The sequence below is a fragment of the Streptomyces sp. NBC_00259 genome (genome assembly GCF_036181745.1).
Taxonomy (GTDB): Bacteria; Actinomycetota; Actinomycetes; order Streptomycetales; family Streptomycetaceae; genus Streptomyces; species Streptomyces pratisoli.
Genome location: NZ_CP108080.1, coordinates 4,559,258 through 4,580,529, shown reverse-complemented (window position 1 = coordinate 4,580,529; position 21,272 = coordinate 4,559,258). Strand labels below are relative to the sequence as shown.

Genomic DNA, 21,272 nt, shown 5'->3' with positions numbered 1-21,272 from the left:
TGCCTTCACTCAAGTCAGCGTATCCGGTCGCCGTTCGATCACCATGGGCGCCTTCCCGCCACCCCCGGTATGTTCTTGATCAGCTCATACGACCGGGAGTGAGAGTTTTGTCCGGAACCACGATCGAACACGAAGGGAACGGCGAACAGCCGTCCGGCGAAGTCGATCGTGCGTCGTTCGGCCGACCGGGCGTACCGGCGTGCGCGCCGGCCGGGCCCGCTGAGGTCCCGCCATGAAGATCCGTACCGCGTACCCGTACGAGACCCGCCACGAGGACCTCCGCATCCCGGTGCCCGACGGCGCGGGAGGCAGCACCCTGCTGTACGCCCGCGTGTGGCGGCCGGTCACCGACGCGCCCGTGCCGGCGCTGCTCGAATACCTCCCCCACCGGCTGAGCGACGGGACCGCACCCCGCGATGCCCAGCGTCACCCCTGGTACGCGGGCCACGGCTACGTCTCCGTACGGGTCGACGCGCGCGGCCACGGGAACAGTGAGGGCCTGCCGGGCGACGCCTGCCCGGCCATCGGCACCGCCGACGCGGCCGCCGTCGTCGAATGGCTCGCAGGGCAGCCGTGGTGCACCGGGCGGGTCGGCATGTTCGGGGTCGGCTCGGGCGGGACCGCCGCGCTCCGGATCGCGGCACTCGCGCCCGAGCCGCTCGAGGCCGTCGTCACGGTCTGCTCCACCGACGACCCGTACGACGACGACGGCCACTACCTGGGCGGCTCGGTCGCGGCCTGCGCGACGCACTCCTCGGCCGCGGCCATGCTCGCCCACACCGCCGGCCCGCCCGATCCGCTGTTCGCGGGCGACGACTGGCGCCGGATGTGGCTGGAACGGCTGGAGGCGATGGAACCCCTCGTCCACACCTGGCTGGACCACCAGACCCGCGACGACTACTGGAAGGGCGGCAGCGTCCGCGAGGACTACGGCGCCGTCCGGGCCGCCGTCCTCGCGGTGGGCGGCTGGCACGACCCGTGCCGGGACACCGTCCTGCGGCTCGTCGAGCACCTCGACCCGACGCGCGTACGCGGGATCATCGGCCCCTGGCCGCGGGAATACCCGGACGAGGAGCGACCGCCGGGGCCCGCGATCGGTTTCCTCCAGGAGACGCTGCGCTGGTGGGACCACTGGCTCCGGGACACGGACACCGACCCGGGCGTGATGGCCGGGCCGCTGCTGCGCTCCTGGATCACCGGGCCGCATCCCCCTGCGACGGTGTACGAGGAGATGCCCGGCCGCTGGGCGGGCGAGAGCGCATGGCCCTCGCCGCGCGTCACCCATGTGGCGTATCCCTTCCAGGGGCCGCCGCAGATCGTCGACTCCCCGCAGCACACCGGACTCGACGCCGGCCGCTTCACCCCCTGCGGCAGCGACGCCGATCTGCCGCCCGACCAGCGTGACGAGGACGCGAAGTCGGCGAGCTTCGAGTTCACGCTGACGGAACCGCTGGAGGTCCTCGGACGGCCACGGGTGACCCTCCGGCTGCGCATGGACGTCCCCTTCGGGCAGGCCGTGGCACGGCTGTGCGACGTGGCCCCCGACGGCTCCTCCACGCTCCTCACCCACGGCGTCCTCGATCTCTCGGCCCGGGCCGGTCGCGACCGCGCCGACGCCTGGCCGGCCGGCTCGGCCGAGGACGTCACCTTCGAGCTGGCCGGCACCGGCCACACCTTCGCGCCCGGCCACCGCATCCGGCTCGCCGTCTCCTCCGCGTACTGGCCCTGGATCTGGCCCCGGGCGGACTCCGCGGGCTTCACCCTCGACCCTGCGGGCTCCGCCCTCGAACTCCCCGTCCGCTCCGCCACCGGGTCCGCCACCGGGTCCGCCGCCACGGACGCCGACGAGGCCGTCGCCTTCGAGGCCCCCGAGCACGCCGAGCCGCTCGGCGTCGTCATTCCCGTCACGCTCGACCCACCCCGTCCCGGACGGCTGATCGTCCGGGACGTCGCCGAGGGCGAATGGCGCCTGGAGGTCGTCCCGGAGAACGGCGGCACCCGTGTCCACCCGGACGGTCTCGAACACACCGAGCAGTCGGTGGAGACGTACACGATCCGGGAGAACGACCCGCTGTCCGCCCGCACCCGCTCCGACTGGCGGATCCGGCACCACCGCCCCGACCTCGCCTGGGACGTGACGATCGAGACCCGGTCCGAAATCGCCTGCGACACGGGCCACTTCCTCACCTCCGACGAGGTGGTGTGCCGGCACGGACAGGAAGTCGTCTTCCACCGCACCTGGGAGAAGCGGATCCCGAGGACGGCGGGTTAGCGGGCACCGTCGCCCGGTCGGGCGCCGCTGTGCCCGTGCCCCGGCCCCACGTAACGTGTCCCCCACACACGTGGAAAGCGAGGCAAGCACCGATGCCCGAGCAGAGCCCGCTCGATCTGGCCGAGGGCGATCCCTTCGGCCCGCACAACCTTCCGTACGGCGTGTTCACCACGGCGGACGAGCCGGACCGGCGGCGGCTCGGCGTCCGCATCGGTGACCACGTGCTCGACGCGGGGGCCGCGGCGCACACCCTCGGCTCCCCGTACGCCGCGCTGCTCGCGCAGCCGGACCTGGGCCCGCTGCTCGCGGCCGGGCGCACCGCCTGGCGGGACGTACGCCGCGCGCTCACCGCGTGGGTGACGGTGCCGGCCCACCGTCAGGACATCGAGCCGCTGCTGCACCCGCTGGGTGCGGTCACCCTGCACCTTCCGTACGCGGTCGCCGACTACGTCGACTTCTACTCCAGCGAGCACCACGCCACCAACGTCGGACACATCTTCCGTCCCGACGGCGAGCCGCTCACCCCCAACTGGAAGCACCTGCCGATCGGTTACCACGGCCGTTCCGGAACGGTCGTCGTCTCCGGCACCGACGTCATCCGCCCCTCCGGGCAGCGGAAGGCCCCCGCCGACCCGGCGCCCGTCTTCGGCCCCTCCGTCAAGCTCGACATCGAGGCGGAGGTCGGATTCGTCGTCGGCACGCCCTCCGCGCTGGGCCGGCCCGTCCCGCTGAACGGTTTCCGCGACCACGTCTTCGGGCTGCAGCTGCTCAACGACTGGTCCGCGCGCGACATCCAGGCCTGGGAGTACGTGCCGCTCGGCCCGTTCCTCGGCAAGTCGTTCGCCACCTCGGTCTCCGCGTGGGTCACCCCGCTGGAGGCCCTGGACGCCGCACGCGTCTCCCCGCCCGCCCGGGACGTCGACCCGCTCCCCTACCTGGACGACTCCGCCGACGAGGAACCCGGCGGCTTCGACCTCCGTATCTCCGTCGCGATCAACGGACAGATCGTGTCCGAGCCGCCGTTCGCCACCATGTACTGGACGGCCGCCCAGCAGCTCACGCACATGACCGTCAACGGCGCCTCCCTGCGCACCGGAGACCTGTACGGCTCCGGCACGGTCAGCGGCCCCGAGGTCCACCAGCGCGGCTCGCTCCTCGAACTCACCTGGAACGGCCGCGACCCGCTGGAACTGCCGTACGGGAAGCGGACCTTCCTGGAGGACGACGACGAGGTCACCATCACGGCGTGGGCCCCCGGCCCGGACGGTGTGAAGGTCGGCCTCGGCGAGGTCACGGGCCGTATCGTTCCCGCCGTCCCCTACGGCGACGAGTGAGTTCGGCGGGACGGAACGGCCGAAAGGCCCCTGACGGCTGCGGGCCGCTCGGCGCCGGGACCGCCGTGACCGTGCGGCGACCGGTGGCAGATCTTCCCGGCACAACCGCGTAACCGCAGTTCAGAGCCGCTCTCCCGAAGCACGGGAGTGGCGCGACACTGCCGCGACACCAACGGCGGGCACGCGTCGGCATGGTCCGACGCATGCCCGCCGAACGCATCCGAGACCACGCCGGACAGGGAGCGACCACCGTCGCCGCCCGGCGTCGCCGGCTGCGTGCCGACCAGGCCAGGCAACTCGCCGACCTGCTGCGCCACCAGATCCTCGCCGGGGCCTTCCCCGACGGCGCGCTGCCCCACGAGGGCACCATCGGCCGTGACTACGGCGCCACCCGCAACACCGTCCGCCAGGCCCTCGACCTGCTCCGCACCGAGCAGCTGGTCGAACGGGTGCCGGGGCTCGGCACGGTCGTCGTCTGCCACAAGTACCGGCACGGCCTCGACCGGCTGGAAGGCCTCGCCGAGACCCTGCGTGAACAGGGCAGGGTCACCAACGAGGTCCGCACCGTCGGCCCGGTCCCGGCCCCCGCCCCGGTGGCCGCCCGTCTCCGCGTACCCGAGCACAGCGACGTGCTCTACATCGAACGGCTCCGGCTCCTCGGCGGGCTGCCGCTCTCCCTCGACCTCACGTACGTCCCGATGGACATCGGCGCCGACCTCATCGGCTGCGCCCTGGAACACACCGATGTGTTCCGGCTGCTCGAAGCCCTGACCGGACAGCCGCTCGGCAGCGCCGAGATCACCCTCGAGGCCGTGAACGCCGACGCCCACTCGGCGGCCGTGCTCCAGGCACCGCGCGGCGGCCCTGGAGGCTCTCGGGACGGGGTCCGCGGGCTGCCCGCCCGGTCTCGCGCCCGCCGCCGTGGACGCGCGCTCACCGACCCGGCCTGGCAGGTCCGCGCAGGCGCCGCCACGGCCCTGCGTGCCGCCGCCCAGGACGTGGCGGTCCCCGCCCTCGCCAAGACGCTCGGCGACCCGAACGCCGATGTCCGCAAGGCGGCGGTCCTCGCACTGCTGCGTCACGACGGGGCCGAGGCCCGTGCCGCGCTCGGGACGGCCACGGACGATCCGGACGCCGACGTACGGGCCTACGCGGCCCGGAGCGTCACCAGCGCTCGGCCAGCCTGAGGACCAGGTGCACCGATGCGGCCATCAGCACGAGGAGGGCCCAGACCGCGACCCACGGCTTGCGCCGCTTCGCCAGATGCTTGACCGCGGCGGTGATCTCGAAGGCCGCTCCGGTCAGTCCGAACAGGCCGATGACCGCCCCGGTCCAGTAGGCCCAGCTGTGCTCGCCGGCGTACCTCAGCAGCAGGAGGGCCGGGAGGAGCAGCAGCACCGCCGGCCAGGTGTCGGCGATGCTCGCGGTCCGTCGCTGCTCGGCCTGCGCCGCTGATGCCCCCATGGTGTCCCCCCCCACGTACACGATCAAGGTCCTGCGCCCTGGAGGACGTCGGACAGCGGCCGCGGGTTGCCCGGGCGCCGGGGCCGGTCGGCCGACCGCTCAGCGGTCGTCGTCCGCCGTACGCTCGCCCTCGGCCTGGGACGGGGTCGTCCTCGGGGTGTCGGGGTGCTGTTCCTCGGTCGACTCGGTGTCCTCGCCCTCGGCCTGCGAGGGGGTGGTGTACTCGGGGTACTGGTACTGGTCGATCATGACGGTTCTCCTTTGACCTGCCAGCCCTCCCGCTGTCGAGCGTAGTCCTCTTCCGGCGGCCCGGCGCAGCCGAAGGCCCGGCCCTCCGTCGGGAGGAGCCGGGCCTTCGGGATGATCACGCCCCGGGGGGCTACCGGACGAAGACGCTCGCCTGCCCGGCCAGATCCAGGAAGTACTGCGGCGCCACACCGAGCACCAGCGTGACGGCGACACCGACCGCGATCGTCGTCATGGTGAGCGGCGACGGCACGGCCACCGTCGGCCCCTCCGGCGTCGGCTCGCTGAAGAACATCAGCACGATGACCCGGATGTAGAAGAACGCGGCGATCGCGGACGAGATCACACCGACCACGACCAGCGCTCCGGCGCCGCCCTCCGCCGCCGCCCGGAAGACGGCGAACTTGCCGGAGAAGCCGGACGTCAGCGGAATGCCGGCGAAGGCCAGCAGGAACACCGCGAAGACGGCGGCCACCAGGGGCGAACGCCGCCCGAGCCCGGCCCACTTGGACAGATGCGTGGCCTCGCCGCCCGCGTCCCGGACCAGCGTGACGACGGCGAACGCGCCGATCGTCACGAAGGAGTACGCGGCCAGGTAGAAGAGCACGGACGAGACGCCGGTGGGGGTCACCGCGATGACACCGGCGAGGATGAACCCGGCGTGCGCGATGGACGAGTACGCGAGGAGCCGCTTGATGTCGGTCTGGGTGATCGCGACGATCGCACCGCCGAGCATGGTGACGATCGCGATGGCCCACATGACCGGCCGCCAGTCCCAGCGCAGCCCGGGCAGCACCACGTACAGCAGCCGGAGCAGCGCGCCGAACGCGGCGACCTTGGTGGCCGCCGCCATGAAGCCGGTGACCGGGGTCGGCGCACCCTGGTAGACGTCCGGGGTCCACATGTGGAACGGCACGGCGCCGACCTTGAAGAGCAGCCCCATCAGGATCAGCGCGCCTCCGATGAGCAGCAGCGCGTCGTTGCCCATCGTGCCGGCGAGGGCCGGGTCGATCGTCTTGACCGTGCCGTCGACGACGTCGGCGATCCGGGCGTACGAGACGGAGCCCGCGTAGCCGTACAGCATGGCGATGCCGAACAGCAGGAACGCGGAGGAGAACGAGCCGAGCAGGAAGTACTTGACCGCGGCCTCCTGCGACATGAGCCGCTTGCGGCGGGCCAGGGCGCACAGGAGGTACAGCGGCAGGGAGAAGACCTCGAGCGCGACGAACAGCGTCAACAGGTCGTTGGCCGCCGGGAAGACGAGCATGCCGGCGATGGCGAAGAGCGCCAGCGGGAACACCTCGGTGGTGGTGAACCCGGCCTTGACCGCGGCCTTTTCGCCGTCGCTGCCCGGCACGGACCCGGCCTGTGCGGCGAAGGAGTCGATGCGGTTGCCGTGGACGGCGGGGTCGAGCCGGCGCTCGGCGAAGGTGAAGATCGCGACGAGCGAGGCCAGCAGGATCGTGCCCTGCAGGAACAGCGCGGGCCCGTCGACCGCGATGGCGCCCATCGCGGCGATGTGCGCCTTGGTCGTGCCGTATCCGCCGGCGGCGAGGCCGACCACCGCGGCGAACGCGGCGGCCAGCGCGACGACGGCGAGGAACACCTGGGTGTAGTGGCGGCTTCGACGCGGGACGAAGGCCTCGACCAGGACACCGAGGACCGCCGCGCCGACCACGATCAGGGTGGGCGCGAGCTGGGCGTACTCGATGTGCGGGGCCGGGATCTTGTCCAGCGGCTGGGCTGCCGTTGTCCACAGGCTGTGGACAGCTGTCGTGCTCACTTGGCCGCCTCCACCTCGGGCTGGGGGTCCTTCTTCTGGACGTCGGACATGGTGTGCTCGACGGCCGGGTTCACGATGTCCGTCAGCGGCTTCGGATAGACGCCGAGGAAGATCAGCAACGCGATCAGTGGCGTGATCACCACCAGTTCACGCAGGCGCAGATCCGGAAGGGTCCGCACCTCCTCCTTCACCGGGCCCGTCATCGTCCGCTGGTAGAGCACCAGCGTGTAGAGCGCGGCGAGCACGATGCCGAAGGTCGCGATGATCCCGACCACCGGATAGCGCGCGAACGTCCCGACCAGGACCAGGAATTCGCTGACGAACGGCGCGAGTCCCGGCAGCGACAGCGTCGCGAGCCCGCCGATGAGGAACGTGCCGGCGAGCACCGGGGCGACCTTCTGCACTCCGCCGTAGTCGGCGATGAGCCGCGAGCCGCGCCGCGAGATCAGGAAGCCGGCCACCAGCATCAGCGCGGCCGTCGAGATCCCGTGGTTGACCATGTAGAGCGTGGCGCCGGACTGGCCCTGGCTGGTCATCGCGAAGATGCCCATGACGATGAAGCCGAAGTGCGAGATCGACGCGTAGGCGATCAGGCGCTTGATGTCGCGCTGGCCGACGGCGAGCAGCGCCCCGTAGACGATGCTGATCAGCGCCAGGGCCAGGATCACCGGTGTCGCCCACTCCGACGCCTCCGGGAACAGCCCGAGGCAGAAGCGGAGCATCGCGAAGGTGCCGACCTTGTCGACGACGGCCGTGATCAGCACCGCGACCGGAGCGGTCGATTCACCCATGGCGTTGGGCAGCCAGGTGTGCAGCGGCCACAGCGGCGCCTTCACCGCGAAGGCGAAGAAGAAGCCGAGGAACAGCAGCCGTTCGGTGTTCGTCGCCATGTCGAGCGTGCCGTTGGCGCGGGCCTCGGCGATCTCCGTGAGCGAGAAGTTGCCCGCCACGACATAGAGCCCGATCACCGCGGCCAGCATGATCAGGCCGCCGGCCAGGTTGTAGAGCAGGAACTTCACGGCGGCGTAGGACCGCTGGGCCGCCGCGTTCTCGTCGCTGCCCGCGTGGGCACGGTCCCCGAAGCCGCCGATGAGGAAGTACATCGGGATGAGCATGGCTTCGAAGAGGATGTAGAAGAGGAAGACGTCGGTGGCCTCGAAGGAGAGGATCACCATCGCCTCGACCGAAAGGATCAGGGCGAAGAAGCCCTGTGTCGGCCGCCAGCGCTTGCTCTTCGTCTCCAGCGGATCGGCGTCGTGCCAGCCGGCCAGGATGATGAACGGGATCAGTACGGCGGTCAGGGCGATCAGCGCCACCGCGATCCCGTCGACGCCCAGCTCGTACCGCACCCCGAAGTCCTTGATCCAGGCATGGGATTCGGTGAGCTGATAGCGGGCCCCGCCGGGCTCGAACCGGGCGGCCACGACCGCCGCCAGCACCAGCGTGCCGAGCGAGACCAGCAGCGCCAGCCACTTGGCGGCGGCACGCCGGCCGGCCGGCACGGCCGCGGTGGCGATCGCACCGAGCGCCGGGAGCGCCGCCGTCGCGGTGAGGAGTGGGAACGACATCGGGTTACACCGCCCTCATCAGCAGGGTCGCGGCGATCAGCACAGCCGTACCTCCGAACATCGTGACCGCGTAGGTGCGGGCGTAGCCGTTCTGCAGCTTGCGGAGCCGGCCGGAGAGGCCGCCGATCGAGGCCGCGGTGCCGTTGACGACCCCGTCGACCAGGCTGTGGTCCACGTACACGAGCGAGCGGGTGAGGTGCTCGCCGCCGCGGACCAGGACGACGTGGTTGAAGTCGTCCTGGAGGAGGTCCCGGCGGGCCGCCCTGGTGAGCAGCGAGCCGCGCGGGGCGGTGGCGGGCACCGGACGCCGTCCGTACTGGAGGTAGGCGAGAGCGACGCCGAGAAGCATCACCGCGACCGTGGAGAGGGTGACCGTGGAGGCGCTGAGCGGTGAGTGGCCGTGGTCGAAGCTGGTGACCGGCTCCAGCCACTTCACGAACGACTCGTGCCAGGAGAACAGCCCGCCGGCGAAGACCGAGCCGAAGGCGAGCACGATCATCGGCGCCGTCATCGTCTTCGGGGATTCGTGCGGATGCGGCAGGTCACCCTTCTCGTCGGGCTGCCAGCGCTTCTCACCGAAGAAGGTCATCAGCATCACGCGCGTCATGTAGAACGCGGTGATGGCCGCGCCCAGCAGGGCCGCTCCACCGAGGATCCAGCCCTCCGTGCCGCCCTTGGCGAAGGCCGCCTCGATGATCTTGTCCTTGGAGAAGAAGCCGGACAGGCCGGGGAAGCCGATGATCGCGAGATAGCCGAGACCGAAGGTGACGAAGGTGATCGGCATGAACTTCCACAGACCCCCGTACCTCCTCATGTCCACCTCGTCGTTCATGCCGTGCATGACCGAACCGGCGCCGAGGAACAGCCCGGCCTTGAAGAAGCCGTGCGTCACGAGATGCATGATCGCGAAGGCGTATCCGATGGGGCCGAGGCCCGCCGCCAGGATCATGTAGCCGATCTGCGACATCGTCGAACCGGCCAGTGCCTTCTTGATGTCGTCCTTCGCGCAACCGACGATGGCACCGAAGAGGAGCGTGACCGCGCCGACCGTCACGACCGCGAGCTGTGCGTCCGGTGCGGCGTTGAAGATCGCCCCGGAGCGGGTGATGAGGTAGACGCCGGCGGTGACCATCGTCGCCGCGTGGATCAGGGCCGAGACCGGGGTCGGGCCCTCCATCGCGTCCCCGAGCCAGGACTGCAGCGGCACCTGGGCGGACTTGCCGCAGGCGGCGAGCAGCAGGAGCAGGCCGAGAGCGGTCAGCGTGCCCTCGGACGCCTTCCCCGTGGACTCCAGCACCGGCCCGAAGGCGAAGGTCCCGAAGGTGGTGAACATCAGCATGATCGCGATCGACAGGCCCATGTCGCCGACCCGGTTGACCAGGAAGGCCTTCTTCGCGGCCGTCGCCGCGCTGGGCTTGTGCTGCCAGAAGCCGATGAGCAGGTACGAGGCGAGGCCGACGCCCTCCCAGCCGACGTACAGCAGCAGATAGTTGTCGGCGAGGACCAGCAGGAGCATCGCCGCGAGGAAGAGGTTGAGATAGCCGAAGAAGCGGCGGCGGCGCTCGTCGTGCTCCATGTACCCCACGGAGTACAGATGGATGAGCGAGCCGACGCCGGTGATCAGGAGGACGAAGGTCATCGACAGCTGGTCCAGCTGGAAGGCGACGTCCGCCTGGAAGCCCTCGACCGGGATCCAGCTGAACAGATGCTGGGTGAGCGTCCGTTCGTCGCCGGGCCTGCCGAGCATGTCGGCGAAGAGCACGACGCCGATGACGAAGGAGACGGCGGCGAGCGCGGTGCCGATCCAGTGGCCCGTGCGGTCGAGCCGGCGCCCGCCGCACAGCAGCACCGCCGCTCCCAGCAGGGGCGCCGCGACCAGCAGCGCGATCAGGTTCTCTGCGTTGTCCACGAGTCTGCGACCCCTTACAGCTTCATCAGGCTGGCGTCGTCGACCGAGGCCGAGTGGCGGGAACGGAACAGCGACACGATGATCGCGAGCCCGACCACGACCTCGGCGGCGGCGACGACCATCGTGAAGAACGCGATGATCTGGCCGTCGAGATTGCCGTGCATCCGGGAGAAGGCGACGAGCGCGAGGTTGCAGGCATTGAGCATCAGCTCGATGCACATGAAGACCACGATCGCGTTCCGCCTGATCAGTACGCCCACCGCGCCGATGGTGAACAACAGGGCGGCGAGATAGAGATAGTTGACGGGATTCACCGCTTGGCCTCCTGTCCGTCGCGCCGGCCGTCCCGGTCGTGCTCGTCCCGGTCGTGCTCGTCCCGGCGGTTCTCGTCCCGGCCGGACTCCTCGCGGGCCCGTCCCAGGCGCTCCTCGGAGCGCCGCTCCAGCGCCTTGAGGTCGTTCAGCGCCTCACTGGAGACGTCGCGGATCTGACCGCGGGCACGCAGCGTCTTGTTGACGGTGAGCTCGGACGGCGTGCCGTCCGGGAGCAGACCCGCGATGTCCACCGCGTTGTGCCGGGCGTACACGCCGGGCGCGGGCAGCGGCGGCAGGTGCTTGCCCTCGCGCACCCGCTGCTCGGCCAGCTCGCGCTGGGTCCTGGCGCGCTCGGTGCGCTCCCGGTGGGTGAGGACCATCGCGCCGACGGCCGCCGAGATGAGCAGCGCGCCGGTGATCTCGAAGGCGAAGACGTACTTGGTGAAGATCAGCGCCGCGAGGCCCTCGACATTGCCGCCCGCGTTGGCCTGGCCGAGTCCGATGAAGGAGCCGGAAGTCAGCGAGGCGTGGCCGATTCCGGCGATCAGCAGGACGCCGAAGCCGAGTCCGCACAGGGCGGCCCACCAGCGCTGTCCCTTCAGCGTCTCCTTGAGGGAGTCCGCCGCCGTCACGCCGACGAGCATGACGACGAAGAGGAACAGCATCATGATCGCGCCGGTGTAGACGACGATCTGGACGACGCCCAGGAAGTACGCCCCGTTGGCGAGGTAGAAGACGGCCAGGATGATCATGGTCGCGGCGAGGCACAGCGCGCTGTGCACGGCCCGCTTCATCAGGATCGTGCAGAGTGCGCCGATGACGGCGACGGTGCCGAGCACCCAGAACTGGACGGCCTCACCGGTGGAGGCCGCGGCGGCCAGCGCGCTCATGCGTCGACCTCCTGCTCGTCCGGCTTCTCTCCCTCGGAGGTGGCGACCTGGCGCTCCGTACCGGGCGCGGCCTCGGTGACCAGCCCCCGGTAGTAGTCCTGCTCGTCCATCCCCGGGTAGATCGCGTGCGGGCTGTCGACCATGCCCGTCTCCAGGCCCGCGAGGAGCTGCTCCTTGGTGTAGATCAGGTTCTCGCGGGAGCTGTCGGCCAGCTCGAACTCGTTGGTCATCGTGAGCGCCCGGGTCGGGCAGGCCTCGATGCACAGGCCGCACAGGATGCAGCGGGCGTAGTTGATCTGGTACACCCGCCCGTAGCGCTCGCCCGGCGAGTAGCGCTCCTCGTCGGTGTTGTCCGCGCCCTCCACATAGATGGCGTCCGCCGGACAGGCCCAGGCGCACAACTCGCAGCCGACGCACTTCTCCAGCCCGTCCGGATGCCGGTTGAGCTGGTGCCGGCCGTGGAAGCGCGGCGCCGTCGTCTTCTGCTGCTCCGGATACTGCTCGGTCAGCCGCTTCTTGAACATGGCCTTGAAGGTCACGCCGAAGCCGGCGACCGGGTTCTGGAACCCGCTCTCGGAGTCCTTGGACTGCTCAGGCACCGTCAGCCTCCTTTCCCTCACGAGGACCGTCACTCTGAGTATCGGGGCCGCCACTGACAATCAGCTCGCGGTCGTGGCGCGGCCGCCTGCGTGGCACCGGCGGCAGTTGCTGCCCGGGCAGCGGGGGTACCGGGAAGCCGCCCGCCATCGGGTCGAAGCCGGCGGGCGCCGCCGCCTGCTCCGACTCCGCCTCGGCCCGTTCCTTCTTGCCCCGGAAGAGGTCGGCGACGAAGGACAGCAGCAGTACGGCGAGGACCGCCCCGCCGACGTACAGCACGATCTGCGAGAAGTCCTGTCCCTCGTTGCGCAGGGCCCGTACGGTCGCGACGAGCATCAGCCAGACGACCGAGACCGGGATGAGCACCTTCCAGCCGAGCTTCATCAGCTGGTCGTAGCGGACGCGGGGGAGCGTGCCGCGCAGCCAGATGAAGAAGAACAGCAGCAGCTGCACCTTGATGACGAACCAGAGCATCGGCCACCAGCCGTGGTTCGCGCCCTCCCAGAAGGTGCTGATCGGCCACGGGGCCCGCCAGCCGCCCAGGAAGAGGGTGACGGAGACCGCCGAGACGGTGACCATGTTGACGTACTCGGCGAGCATGAACAGCGCGAACTTGATCGACGAGTACTCGGTGTTGAAGCCGCCGACGAGGTCGCCCTCGGACTCCGGCATGTCGAACGGTGCCCGGTTGGTCTCACCGATCATCGTCACGATGTAGATGAGGAACGAGACCGGCAGCAGCAGGACGTACCAGCGGTCCGCCTGCGCCTCGACGATCGTCGAGGTCGACATCGATCCGGAGTAGAGGAAGACCGAGGCGAAGGCCGCGCCCATCGCGATCTCGTACGAGATCATCTGCGCACACGACCGCAGTCCGCCGAGCAGCGGGTAGGTCGAACCGGACGACCAGCCGGCCAGCACGATGCCGTAGATGCCGACCGAGGCGACCGCGAGGATGTAGAGCATCGCGATCGGCAGGTCGGTGAGCTGCATCGTGGTCCGCTGGCCGAAGATCGAGATCTCGTTGCCCGCCGGGCCGAACGGGATGACGGCGATCGCCATGAAGGCCGGGATCGCCGCGATGATCGGCGCGAGGACGTAGACCACCTTGTCCGCGCGCTTGACGATCACGTCCTCCTTGAGCATCAGCTTGACGCCGTCCGCGAGGGACTGGAGGAGGCCCCAGGGGCCGTGCCGGTTGGGGCCGATGCGCAGCTGCATCCAGGCGACGACCTTGCGCTCCCACACGATGGAGAACAGCACGGTCAGCATCAGGAAGGCGAAGCAGAAGACCGCCTTGATGACGACGATCCACCAGACGTCCCGCCCGAACAGCGAGAGGTCCTCCGCCGCGAGCAGGGTCGGGTCGAGGAGTGGCGGGTTCACGCGCGCACCTCCGGTACGTCGTCGGCGGGCCTCGGCGCCGCCGGGCCGATACGGACGAGCCGGCCGGGCGTCACTCCCGTGTCGCTCAGCACGCCTCCGCCCGTGGAGTTGAGCGGGAGCCAGACCACCCGGTCGGGCATCTCGGTCACCTGGAGCGGGAGGTGCACGGAACCGGAGGGTCCGCTGACGGCGAGGACATCGCCGTTCTTGACCCCGGTCTCGGCCGCGGTGGCGGCGGAGAGCCGGGCGACCGCGGCGTGCCGGGTGCCCGCCAACGCCTCGTCGCCCTCTTGGAGCAGCCCCTGGTCCAGCAGGAGCCGGTGGCCCGCCAGGACCGCCTCGCCCTCACCGGGGAGGGGCAGCGGCCGGGCGGACTCGGCGGGCTCGGCGGCCCGTGGTCCGTCCCACACCCCGAGCCGGTCCAGCTCCCGCCGCACCGACTGCAGGTCGGGCAGGGCCAGATGGACGTCCAGGGCGTCGGCGAGCATGTGCAGCACCCGCGCGTCGGTCGGCGCGAGCGTGCGGATCATCTGGTCCGGCTTCAGCGCGGCCTCGAAGAGCCGCGCCCTGCCCTCCCAGTTGAGGAACGTGCCGGCCTTCTCGGGGACGGCCGCGACCGGGAAGACCACGTCGGCCCGCTCGGTGACCTCGCTGGGCCGCAGCTCCAGCGAGACGAGGAAGCCGACCGCGTCGAACGCCTCGCGCGCGCGTTCCGGGTGCGGCAGATCGGCGACCTCGACACCGGCGACGACCAGGGCGGCCAGTTCGCCGTTGGCCGCGGCCTCGACGATCTGGCCGGTGTCCCGGCCGTAGCGGTGCGGGAGTTCGCGGACGCCCCAGGCCGCCGCGGTCTCCTCACGGGCCCGCGGATCGGTGGCGGGGCGGCCGCCGGGCAGCAGCGACGGGACGGCGCCCGCCTCGATCGCACCGCGCTCACCGGCCCGGCGCGGGATCCACACCAGCTGGGCGCCGGTCGCGGCCGCGGCCCGTACGACCGCGGTCAGGGCGCCCGGCACTCCGGCCAGCCGCTCACCGACCACGATCACGGCGCCCTCGGCCCGCAGCGCCTCGGCGGCCGTGGCACCGTCCCCTTCGAGTCCGGTGCCGGAGGCCAGGGCGTTCAGCCAGACGGTCTCCGTGCCGGGGGCGGCGGGCAGCAGGACGCCTCCGGCCTTCGTCAGACCACGGGTGGCGTGCGTGGCGAGGGAGAAGCTCCGCTGCCGGTGCCTGCGCGCGGCCTTGCGCAGCCGCAGGAAGACGCCGGGGGCCTCCTCCTCCGACTCGAAGCCCACGAGCAGCACCGCCGGAGCGGCCTCCAGGGAGGTGTACGTGACTCCCCCGCGGTCCAGGTCCCGGCCGTGGCCGGCGACCCTGGCGGCCAGGAAGTCGGCCTCCTCCGAGGAGTGGACCCGGGCCCGGAAGTCGATGTCGTTGGTGTCGAGGGCGACCCGGGCGAACTTGGCGTACGCGTAGGCGTCCTCGACCGTGAGCCGGCCGCCGGTCAGCACCGCCGCCCGGCCGCGTGCCGCCGTGAGCCCGGCGGCCGCGGCCTCCAGGGCCTCCGGCCAGCTCGCCGGCTCCAGCCGACCGGTCTCCTTGTCGCGTACGAGCGGAGTGGTGAGCCGGTCGCGCTGCTGGGCGTAGCGGAAGGCGAACCGCCCCTTGTCGCAGATCCACTCCTCGTTGACCTCGGGGTCGTCGGCGGCGAGCCGCCGCATGACCTTGCCGCGCCGGTGGTCGGTGCGGGTGGCGCAGCCGCCCGCGCAGTGCTCGCAGACGGACGGCGAGGAGACGAGGTCGAAGGGCCGGGAGCGGAACCGGTACGCCGCGGAGGTCAGCGCGCCGACCGGACAGATCTGGATGGTGTTCCCGGAGAAGTACGACTCGAACGGGTCGCCCTCGCCGGTGCCGACCTGCTGGAGCGCGCCGCGTTCCAGCAGCTCGATCATCGGGTCGCCCGCGACCTGGTTGGAGAAGCGGGTGCAGCGCGCGCAGAGCACGCACCGCTCGCGGTCGAGCAGCACCTGGGTGGAGATGGCGACCGGCTTCTCGTACGTCCGCTTCCTGCCCTCGAAGCGGGACTCGGCCTGGCCGTGCGACATGGCCTGGTTCTGCAGCGGGCACTCGCCGCCCTTGTCGCAGACCGGGCAGTCCAGCGGGTGGTTGATGAGCAGCAGCTCCATCACGCCCTTCTGCGCCTTCTCGGCGACGGGCGAGGTGAGCTGTGACCTGACGACCATGCCGTCGGTGCAGGTGATGGTGCAGGAGGCCATCGGCTTGCGCTGGCCCTCGACCTCGACGATGCACTGCCGGCAGGCGCCGACCGGGTCGAGGAGGGGGTGGTCGCAGAACCGGGGGATCTCGATGCCGAGTTGCTCGGCGGCACGGATGACCAGGGTGCCCTTGGGCACGGAGATCTCGACGCCGTCGATGGTCAGCGAGACGAGGTCCTCGGGCGGGACGGCGGCGGCGCCGCCTCCGGCGGAGGCCGGGGTGGTCACGGTCACGACCGCACCTCCGTCCGTGCCGCGGGACGGTCCACGGCGGAGCCGCGGCCTGGGTTCGGCGCATGGGCCACAGTCATGCGGACAGCCTCCAGATGGCACTCGACGGGCCGGGACGGGCCGCCCCCGAGGCGGCCCGCGGCGTGGCCGCGGAGAGGAATCGGCGAGGAGAGCGGAGTCATGCCGGCACCTCCAGGTCGTTGTCGGCCCAGGCCGTGGACCTCGCGGGGTCGAAGGGGCAGCCCCGGCCGCTGATGTGCTGCTCGTACTCGTCACGGAAGTACTTCAGCGAGGAGAAGATCGGCGCGGCGGCACCGTCACCGAGGGCGCAGAACGACTTGCCGTTGATGTTGTCGGCGATGTCGTTCAGCTTGTCGAGGTCCTCCATGGCGCCCTTGCCGTCCTCGATGTCGTGCAGCAACTGGACGAGCCAGTAGGTGCCTTCGCGGCAGGGCGTGCACTTTCCGCAGGACTCGTGGGCGTAGAACTCGGTCCACCTCGTCACCGCGCGCACCACGCACGTCGTCTCGTCGAAGCACTGCAGCGCCTTGGTGCCGAGCATCGATCCGGCGGCGCCCACACCCTCGTAGTCCAGCGGGACGTCGAGGTGTTCGTCGGTGAACATCGGGGTCGAGGAGCCGCCCGGGGTCCAGAACTTCAGCCGGTGGCCCGGGCGCATGCCGCCGCTCATGTCGAGCAGCTGGCGCAGGGTGATCCCGAGCGGGCCCTCGTACTGCCCGGGCCGCGCGACATGGCCGCTCAGCGAGTACAGCGTGAAGCCGGGGGACTTCTCGCTGCCCATCGAACGGAACCAGTCCTTGCCCCGGTGGAGGATCGCGGGAACGGACGCGATGGACTCGACGTTGTTCACCACAGTGGGGCACGCGTACAGACCGGCGACCGCGGGGAAGGGGGGACGCAGCCGGGGCTGGCCGCGCCGGCCTTCCAGGGAGTCCAGCAGCGCGGTCTCCTCACCGCAGATGTACGCGCCCGCACCCGCGTGCACGGTGAGTTCGAGGTCGAGTCCGCTGCCCAGGATGTCCTTGCCGAGGTAGCCGGCCTCGTACGCCTCGCGCACGGCCTCCTGCAGCCTGCGCAGTACGGGGACGACCTCGCCGCGCAGATAGATGAAGGCATGGTTCGACCGGATCGCGTAGCAGGCGATCACGATCCCCTCGATGAGGGAATGCGGGTTGGCGAAGAGGAGCGGGATGTCCTTGCAGGTCCCGGGCTCCGACTCGTCGGCGTTGACAACGAGGTAGTGGGGCTTGCCGTCGCCCTGCGGAATGAACTGCCACTTCATTCCGGTGGGGAAGCCGGCGCCGCCGCGGCCGCGCAGACCGGAGTCCTTGACGTAGGCGATGAGGTCGTCCGGGGCCATCGCGAGGGCCTTGCGCAGACCCTCGTAGCCCTCGTGGCTCCGATAGGTGTCCAGCGTCCAGGACTCGGGCTGGTCCCAGAAGGCGGACAGGACGGGCGCGAGCAGTTTCTCGGGGCTCGTCCCGCCGCCGGCCTCCGGCCCGTACTCGGTGGACACGGTCATCACTCCCCCTCCTCGGAAACCGGGCCCGCGGGGTGCGCGGGGTCGGACTCGGACGTGTGCTGCGGGGCGTCGTGGGAGCTGAGGTGCTCGGCCGCCGACTCGCCCTGCGGGGCGGCGCCGCGCGGGTGGACCACGCGGGGCTGCGGCGACTCGCCCTTGGCCAGCCGCAGGCCGACCAGGGAGGCGGGGCCCGCTCCGCCGGTGGCCTCGACGGCGCCGGGGCGCTCGTCGGGGAAGCCGGCCAGGATGCGGGAGGTCTCCTTGAAGGTGCACAGCGGAGCGCCGCGGGTGGGTTCGACGGTCGCTCCCGCCCGCAGGTCGTCGACGAGCCTGCGTGCCGACTCGGGAGTCTGGTTGTCGAAGAACTCCCAGTTGACCATCACGACGGGCGCGAAGTCGCAGGCCGCGTTGCACTCGATGTGCTCAAGGGTGACCTTGCCGTCCTCGGTGGTCCCGCCGTTGCCGACGCCGAGGTGCTCCTTGAGTTCGTCGAAGATCGCGTCGCCGCCCATCACCGCGCAGAGGGTGTTGGTGCAGACACCGACCTGGTAGTCACCGGACGGCTTGCGGCGGTACATGGAGTAGAAGGTGGCGACCGCGGTGACCTCCGCCGTCGTCAGATCCAGCATGTCCGCGCAGAACCGCATGCCGGTGCGGGTGACATAGCCCTCCTCCGACTGCACGAGGTGGAGCAGCGGCAGCAGCGCGGACCGGCTGTCCGGGTAGCGGTCGATGATCTGCCGGGCGTCCGTCTCCAGCCTCGTGCGCACCTCCGCCGGGTAGTGCGGGGCGGGGAGCTGTGGCATCCCGAGCGATACGTCTGTCACCGGTCGACGCCTCCCATCACGGGGTCGATGGACGCCACGGCGACGATGACGTCGGCGACCATGCCGCCCTCGCACATCGCCGCCATGGACTGCAGATTGGTGAAGGACGGGTCGCGGAAGTGGACCCGGTAGGGGCGGGTGCCGCCGTCGGAGACGACATGGACGCCGAGTTCGCCCTTGGGCGACTCGACGGCCGCGTACGCCTGGCCGGCGGGGACCCGGAAGCCCTCGGTCACCAGCTTGAAGTGGTGGATCAGGGCCTCCATGGAGGTGCCCATGATCTTCTTGATGTGGTCGAGGGAGTTGCCGAGGCCGTCCGGGCCGAGCGCGAGCTGCGCGGGCCAGGCGATCTTCTTGTCCTCGACCATCACCGGGCCGGGGGTGAGCCGGTCCAGGCACTGCTCGACGATCCGCAGCGACTGCCGCATCTCCTCCAGCCGGATGAGGAAGCGGCCGTAGGAGTCGCAGCTGTCAGCGGTCGGGACGTCGAAGTCGTACGTCTCGTAGCCGCAGTACGGATCGGTCTTGCGCAGGTCGTGCGGGAGGCCGGTGGAGCGCAGGATCGGTCCGGTCGCGCCGAGGGCCATGCAGCCCGCCAGGTCGAGGTAGCCGATGTCCTGCATCCGGGCCTTGAAGATCGGGTTCCCGGTGGCGAGCTTGTCGTACTCGGGAAGGTTCTTCTTCATCTTCTTCACGAACTCGCGGATCTGGTCCACGGCGCCCGGCGGCAGGTCCTGGGCGAGCCCGCCGGGGCGGATGTACGCGTGGTTCATCCGCAGGCCGGTGATGAGCTCGTAGATGTCGAGAATCAGTTCACGATCACGGAATCCGTAGATCATGATCGTGGTGGCGCCGAGCTCCATGCCGCCCGTGGCGATGCACACCAGGTGGGACGAGAGCCGGTTCAGCTCCATGAGGAGCACGCGGAGGACCGACGCCCGGTCGGGGATCTGGTCCTCGATGCCGAGCAGCTTCTCCACCGCGAGGCAGTACGCCGTCTCGTTGAAGAACGGCGTGAGGTAGTCCATGCGCGTGACGAAGGTGGTGCCCTGCGTCCAGGTCCGGTACTCGAGGTTCTTCTCGATGCCGGTGTGGAGGTAGCCGATACCGCAGCGGGCCTCGGTGACGGTCTCGCCGTCGATCTCCAGGATCAGCCGGAGCACACCGTGGGTGGACGGGTGCTGCGGACCCATGTTGACGACGATGCGCTCGTCGTCGGCCTTGGCCGCGGACCGGGCGACCTCGTCCCAGTCGCCGCCGGTGACTGTATATACAGTCCCCTCGGTCGTCTCACGTGCGGATGCGGACGGTGTTGTCACGAGTACGACCTCCGCTGGTCCGGAGCCGGGATCTGGGCGCCCTTGTACTCGACGGGGATGCCGCCGAGGGGATAGTCCTTGCGCTGCGGGAAGCCCTGCCAGTCGTCCGGCATCATGATCCGGGTGAGGGCGGGGTGGCCGTCGAAGATCAGGCCGAAGAAGTCGTAGGCCTCGCGCTCGTGCCAGTCGTTGGTCGGATAGACCTCGACGAGGGACGGGATGTGCGGGTCCGCGTCCGGGGCGCTGACCTCCACGCGGATCAGCCGGCCGTGGGTGAGCGAGCGCAGGTGGTAGACGGCGTGCAGCTCGCGGCCCTTGTCTCCGGGGTAGTGGACGCCGCTCACCCCCGTGCAGAGCTCGAAGCGCAGCGCCGGGTCGTCGCGCAGGGTCCTGGCGACGCGGACGAGGTGCTCGCGGGTGATGTGGAAGGTGAGCTCGTCCCGGTCGACGACGGTCTTCTCGATCGCGTTCTCGGGGACGAGGTCCTGTTCCTCCAGGGCGCCCTCGAGTTCGTCGGCGACCTCGTCGAACCAGCCGCCGTAGGGGCGCGTGGCCGGGCCTGGCAGCCGTACGGAGCGGACGAGCCCGCCGTAGCCGGAGGTGTCGCCGCCGCCCGCGGCGCCGAACATGCCGCGCTGGACCCGGATCTCCTCGCCGTGCTCACCGCGCTGCCCCGGCAGGTTCTGCTCGCTGAGTTCCTTCTCGGGGTTCGGCTGGTCGTCGCGTGCGTCGCTCATCGCAGCAGCCCCTTCATCTCGATCGTCGGGAGCGCCTTGAGGGCCGCTTCCTCCGCCTCGCGGGCCGCTTCCTCCGCGTTCACACCGAGCTTGGAGCTCTGGATCTTCTGGTGGAGCTTGAGGATGGCGTCCATCAGCATCTCCGGCCGCGGAGGGCAGCCCGGCAAATAGATGTCAACGGGAACAATGTGGTCAACACCCTGCACAATCGCGTAATTGTTGAACATTCCGCCCGAAGATGCGCAAACCCCCATGGAAATCACCCACTTGGGATTGGGCATCTGGTCGTAGACCTGCCGCAGGACGGGCGCCATCTTCTGGCTCACCCGCCCGGCCACGATCATCAGGTCGGCCTGCCGCGGCGAGCCGCGGAAGACCTCCATGCCGAAGCGGGCCAGGTCGTAGCGGCCGGCGCCGGTCGTCATCATCTCGATGGCGCAGCAGGCCAGACCGAAGGTGGCGGGGAAGACGGACGCCTTGCGCACCCAGCCCGCGGCCTGTTCGACGGTGGTCAGCAGAAAGCCGCTCGGCAGTTTCTCTTCGAGTCCCATTGGTGTGCTCCTCAGCCCCTCAGTAGCC

General features: G+C 70.6%; 18 protein-coding genes and 1 pseudogene. 4 read left to right on the top strand and 15 right to left on the bottom strand.

Annotation, left to right across the window (positions count from 1 at the left end):
• The first annotated feature begins 232 nt into the window (after nt 1-232).
• The 4 genes and pseudogenes from OG766_RS20780 to OG766_RS20765 all read left to right on the top strand — a co-directional run bounded on the left by OG766_RS20780 (nt 233) and on the right by OG766_RS20765 (nt 4,793).
• Nucleotides 233-2,272 carry a CocE/NonD family hydrolase gene (locus OG766_RS20780; protein WP_266381397.1) on the top strand — a complete coding sequence of 680 codons (2,040 nt, stop codon included), beginning with the start codon at nt 233-235 and terminating at the stop codon, nt 2,270-2,272.
• A 92-nt stretch (nt 2,273-2,364) separates the two neighbouring features.
• Nucleotides 2,365-3,606, top strand: coding sequence for a fumarylacetoacetase (fahA, locus tag OG766_RS20775; protein ID WP_328725953.1), 1,242 nt, complete (start codon nt 2,365-2,367; stop codon nt 3,604-3,606).
• Between the two features lie 203 nt (nt 3,607-3,809).
• A pseudogene (locus OG766_RS20770) lies at nt 3,810-4,466 on the top strand (GntR family transcriptional regulator); the annotation flags it as partial.
• A complete protein-coding gene (locus tag OG766_RS20765) occupies nt 4,446-4,793 on the top strand; it encodes a HEAT repeat domain-containing protein (protein ID WP_443045610.1) in 348 nt (115 codons plus the stop codon). The pseudogene OG766_RS20770 and the gene OG766_RS20765, both read left to right, overlap by 21 nt.
• Here the strand turns inward: OG766_RS20765 and OG766_RS20760 are convergent.
• The 15 genes from OG766_RS20760 to OG766_RS20690 all read right to left on the bottom strand — a co-directional run bounded on the left by OG766_RS20760 (nt 4,771) and on the right by OG766_RS20690 (nt 21,244).
• Nucleotides 4,771-5,070 carry a hypothetical protein gene (locus OG766_RS20760; protein ID WP_328727588.1) on the bottom strand — a complete coding sequence of 100 codons (300 nt, stop codon included), beginning with the start codon at nt 5,068-5,070 and terminating at the stop codon, nt 4,771-4,773. The genes OG766_RS20765 and OG766_RS20760 overlap by 23 nt on opposite strands.
• Nucleotides 5,071-5,169: 99 nt before the next feature.
• On the bottom strand, nt 5,170-5,319 hold the full coding sequence (locus tag OG766_RS20755; protein WP_266381392.1) for a hypothetical protein: 150 nt from the start codon (nt 5,317-5,319) through the stop codon (nt 5,170-5,172).
• 130 nt (nt 5,320-5,449) lie between these two features.
• Nucleotides 5,450-7,099: an NADH-quinone oxidoreductase subunit NuoN gene (nuoN, locus tag OG766_RS20750; RefSeq protein WP_328725952.1), complete on the bottom strand. Its 1,650-nt coding sequence runs from the start codon at nt 7,097-7,099 to the stop codon at nt 5,450-5,452.
• Nucleotides 7,096-8,667 carry an NADH-quinone oxidoreductase subunit M gene (locus tag OG766_RS20745; RefSeq protein WP_266381386.1) on the bottom strand — a complete coding sequence of 524 codons (1,572 nt, stop codon included), beginning with the start codon at nt 8,665-8,667 and terminating at the stop codon, nt 7,096-7,098. The genes nuoN and OG766_RS20745 overlap by 4 nt, the downstream gene beginning before the upstream one ends.
• A gap of 4 nt (nt 8,668-8,671) precedes the next feature.
• The gene (nuoL, locus tag OG766_RS20740) at nt 8,672-10,576 is read right to left on the bottom strand and encodes an NADH-quinone oxidoreductase subunit L (RefSeq protein WP_328725951.1); all 1,905 of its coding nucleotides are present in this window, start codon (nt 10,574-10,576) and stop codon (nt 8,672-8,674) included.
• 14 nt (nt 10,577-10,590) lie between these two features.
• Entirely contained in the window at nt 10,591-10,890 is a 300-nt protein-coding gene (gene nuoK, locus OG766_RS20735) for an NADH-quinone oxidoreductase subunit NuoK (RefSeq protein WP_266381381.1), read from the bottom strand.
• Nucleotides 10,887-11,780, bottom strand: a complete 894-nt coding sequence (locus OG766_RS20730) for an NADH-quinone oxidoreductase subunit J (RefSeq protein WP_328725950.1) — start codon at nt 11,778-11,780, stop codon at nt 10,887-10,889. Before OG766_RS20730 ends, nuoK begins: the two co-directional genes overlap by 4 nt.
• Entirely contained in the window at nt 11,777-12,379 is a 603-nt protein-coding gene (nuoI, locus tag OG766_RS20725; RefSeq protein ID WP_266381376.1) for an NADH-quinone oxidoreductase subunit NuoI, read from the bottom strand. The genes OG766_RS20730 and nuoI overlap by 4 nt, the downstream gene beginning before the upstream one ends.
• A complete protein-coding gene (gene nuoH / locus OG766_RS20720; protein ID WP_328725949.1) occupies nt 12,372-13,763 on the bottom strand; it encodes an NADH-quinone oxidoreductase subunit NuoH in 1,392 nt (463 codons plus the stop codon). Before nuoH ends, nuoI begins: the two co-directional genes overlap by 8 nt.
• The gene (locus tag OG766_RS20715) at nt 13,760-16,270 is read right to left on the bottom strand and encodes an NADH-quinone oxidoreductase subunit G (protein WP_266381370.1); all 2,511 of its coding nucleotides are present in this window, start codon (nt 16,268-16,270) and stop codon (nt 13,760-13,762) included. The genes nuoH and OG766_RS20715 overlap by 4 nt, the downstream gene beginning before the upstream one ends.
• A 175-nt stretch (nt 16,271-16,445) precedes the next feature.
• Nucleotides 16,446-17,810: an NADH-quinone oxidoreductase subunit NuoF gene (gene nuoF, locus OG766_RS20710; RefSeq protein ID WP_266381367.1), complete on the bottom strand. Its 1,365-nt coding sequence runs from the start codon at nt 17,808-17,810 to the stop codon at nt 16,446-16,448.
• Complete coding sequence (gene nuoE, locus OG766_RS20705; protein WP_266384334.1) at nt 17,810-18,616, bottom strand: NADH-quinone oxidoreductase subunit NuoE; 807 nt, start codon at nt 18,614-18,616, stop codon at nt 17,810-17,812. The genes nuoF and nuoE overlap by 1 nt, the downstream gene beginning before the upstream one ends.
• 17 nt (nt 18,617-18,633) lie before the next feature.
• On the bottom strand, nt 18,634-19,956 hold the full coding sequence (locus OG766_RS20700; RefSeq protein ID WP_266381364.1) for an NADH-quinone oxidoreductase subunit D: 1,323 nt from the start codon (nt 19,954-19,956) through the stop codon (nt 18,634-18,636).
• Nucleotides 19,953-20,693 (bottom strand): NADH-quinone oxidoreductase subunit C, encoded by a 741-nt coding sequence (locus tag OG766_RS20695; RefSeq protein ID WP_328725948.1) that lies wholly within the window; start codon nt 20,691-20,693, stop codon nt 19,953-19,955. The genes OG766_RS20700 and OG766_RS20695 overlap by 4 nt, the downstream gene beginning before the upstream one ends.
• Nucleotides 20,690-21,244, bottom strand: a complete 555-nt coding sequence (locus OG766_RS20690; protein ID WP_007383964.1) for a NuoB/complex I 20 kDa subunit family protein — start codon at nt 21,242-21,244, stop codon at nt 20,690-20,692. Before OG766_RS20690 ends, OG766_RS20695 begins: the two co-directional genes overlap by 4 nt.
• Nucleotides 21,245-21,272: the final 28 nt, after the last annotated feature.

Excerpts from the sequence above, each read along its gene's own strand:
- nuoF (WP_266381367.1), bottom strand. The coding sequence starts at position 17,810 with ATGACCGTGTCCACCGAGTACGGGCCGGAGGCCGGCGGCGGGACGAGC.
- fahA (WP_328725953.1), top strand. The coding sequence starts at position 2,365 with ATGCCCGAGCAGAGCCCGCTCGATCTGGCCGAGGGCGATCCCTTCGGC.
- OG766_RS20695 (WP_328725948.1), bottom strand. The coding sequence starts at position 20,693 with ATGAGCGACGCACGCGACGACCAGCCGAACCCCGAGAAGGAACTCAGC.
- OG766_RS20780 (WP_266381397.1), top strand. The coding sequence starts at position 233 with ATGAAGATCCGTACCGCGTACCCGTACGAGACCCGCCACGAGGACCTC.
- OG766_RS20760 (WP_328727588.1), bottom strand. The coding sequence starts at position 5,070 with ATGGGGGCATCAGCGGCGCAGGCCGAGCAGCGACGGACCGCGAGCATC.
- OG766_RS20730 (WP_328725950.1), bottom strand. The coding sequence starts at position 11,780 with ATGAGCGCGCTGGCCGCCGCGGCCTCCACCGGTGAGGCCGTCCAGTTC.
- OG766_RS20755 (WP_266381392.1), bottom strand. The coding sequence starts at position 5,319 with ATGATCGACCAGTACCAGTACCCCGAGTACACCACCCCCTCGCAGGCC.
- OG766_RS20690 (WP_007383964.1), bottom strand. The coding sequence starts at position 21,244 with ATGGGACTCGAAGAGAAACTGCCGAGCGGCTTTCTGCTGACCACCGTC.
- OG766_RS20745 (WP_266381386.1), bottom strand. The coding sequence starts at position 8,667 with ATGTCGTTCCCACTCCTCACCGCGACGGCGGCGCTCCCGGCGCTCGGT.
- nuoE (WP_266384334.1), bottom strand. The coding sequence starts at position 18,616 with ATGCCACAGCTCCCCGCCCCGCACTACCCGGCGGAGGTGCGCACGAGG.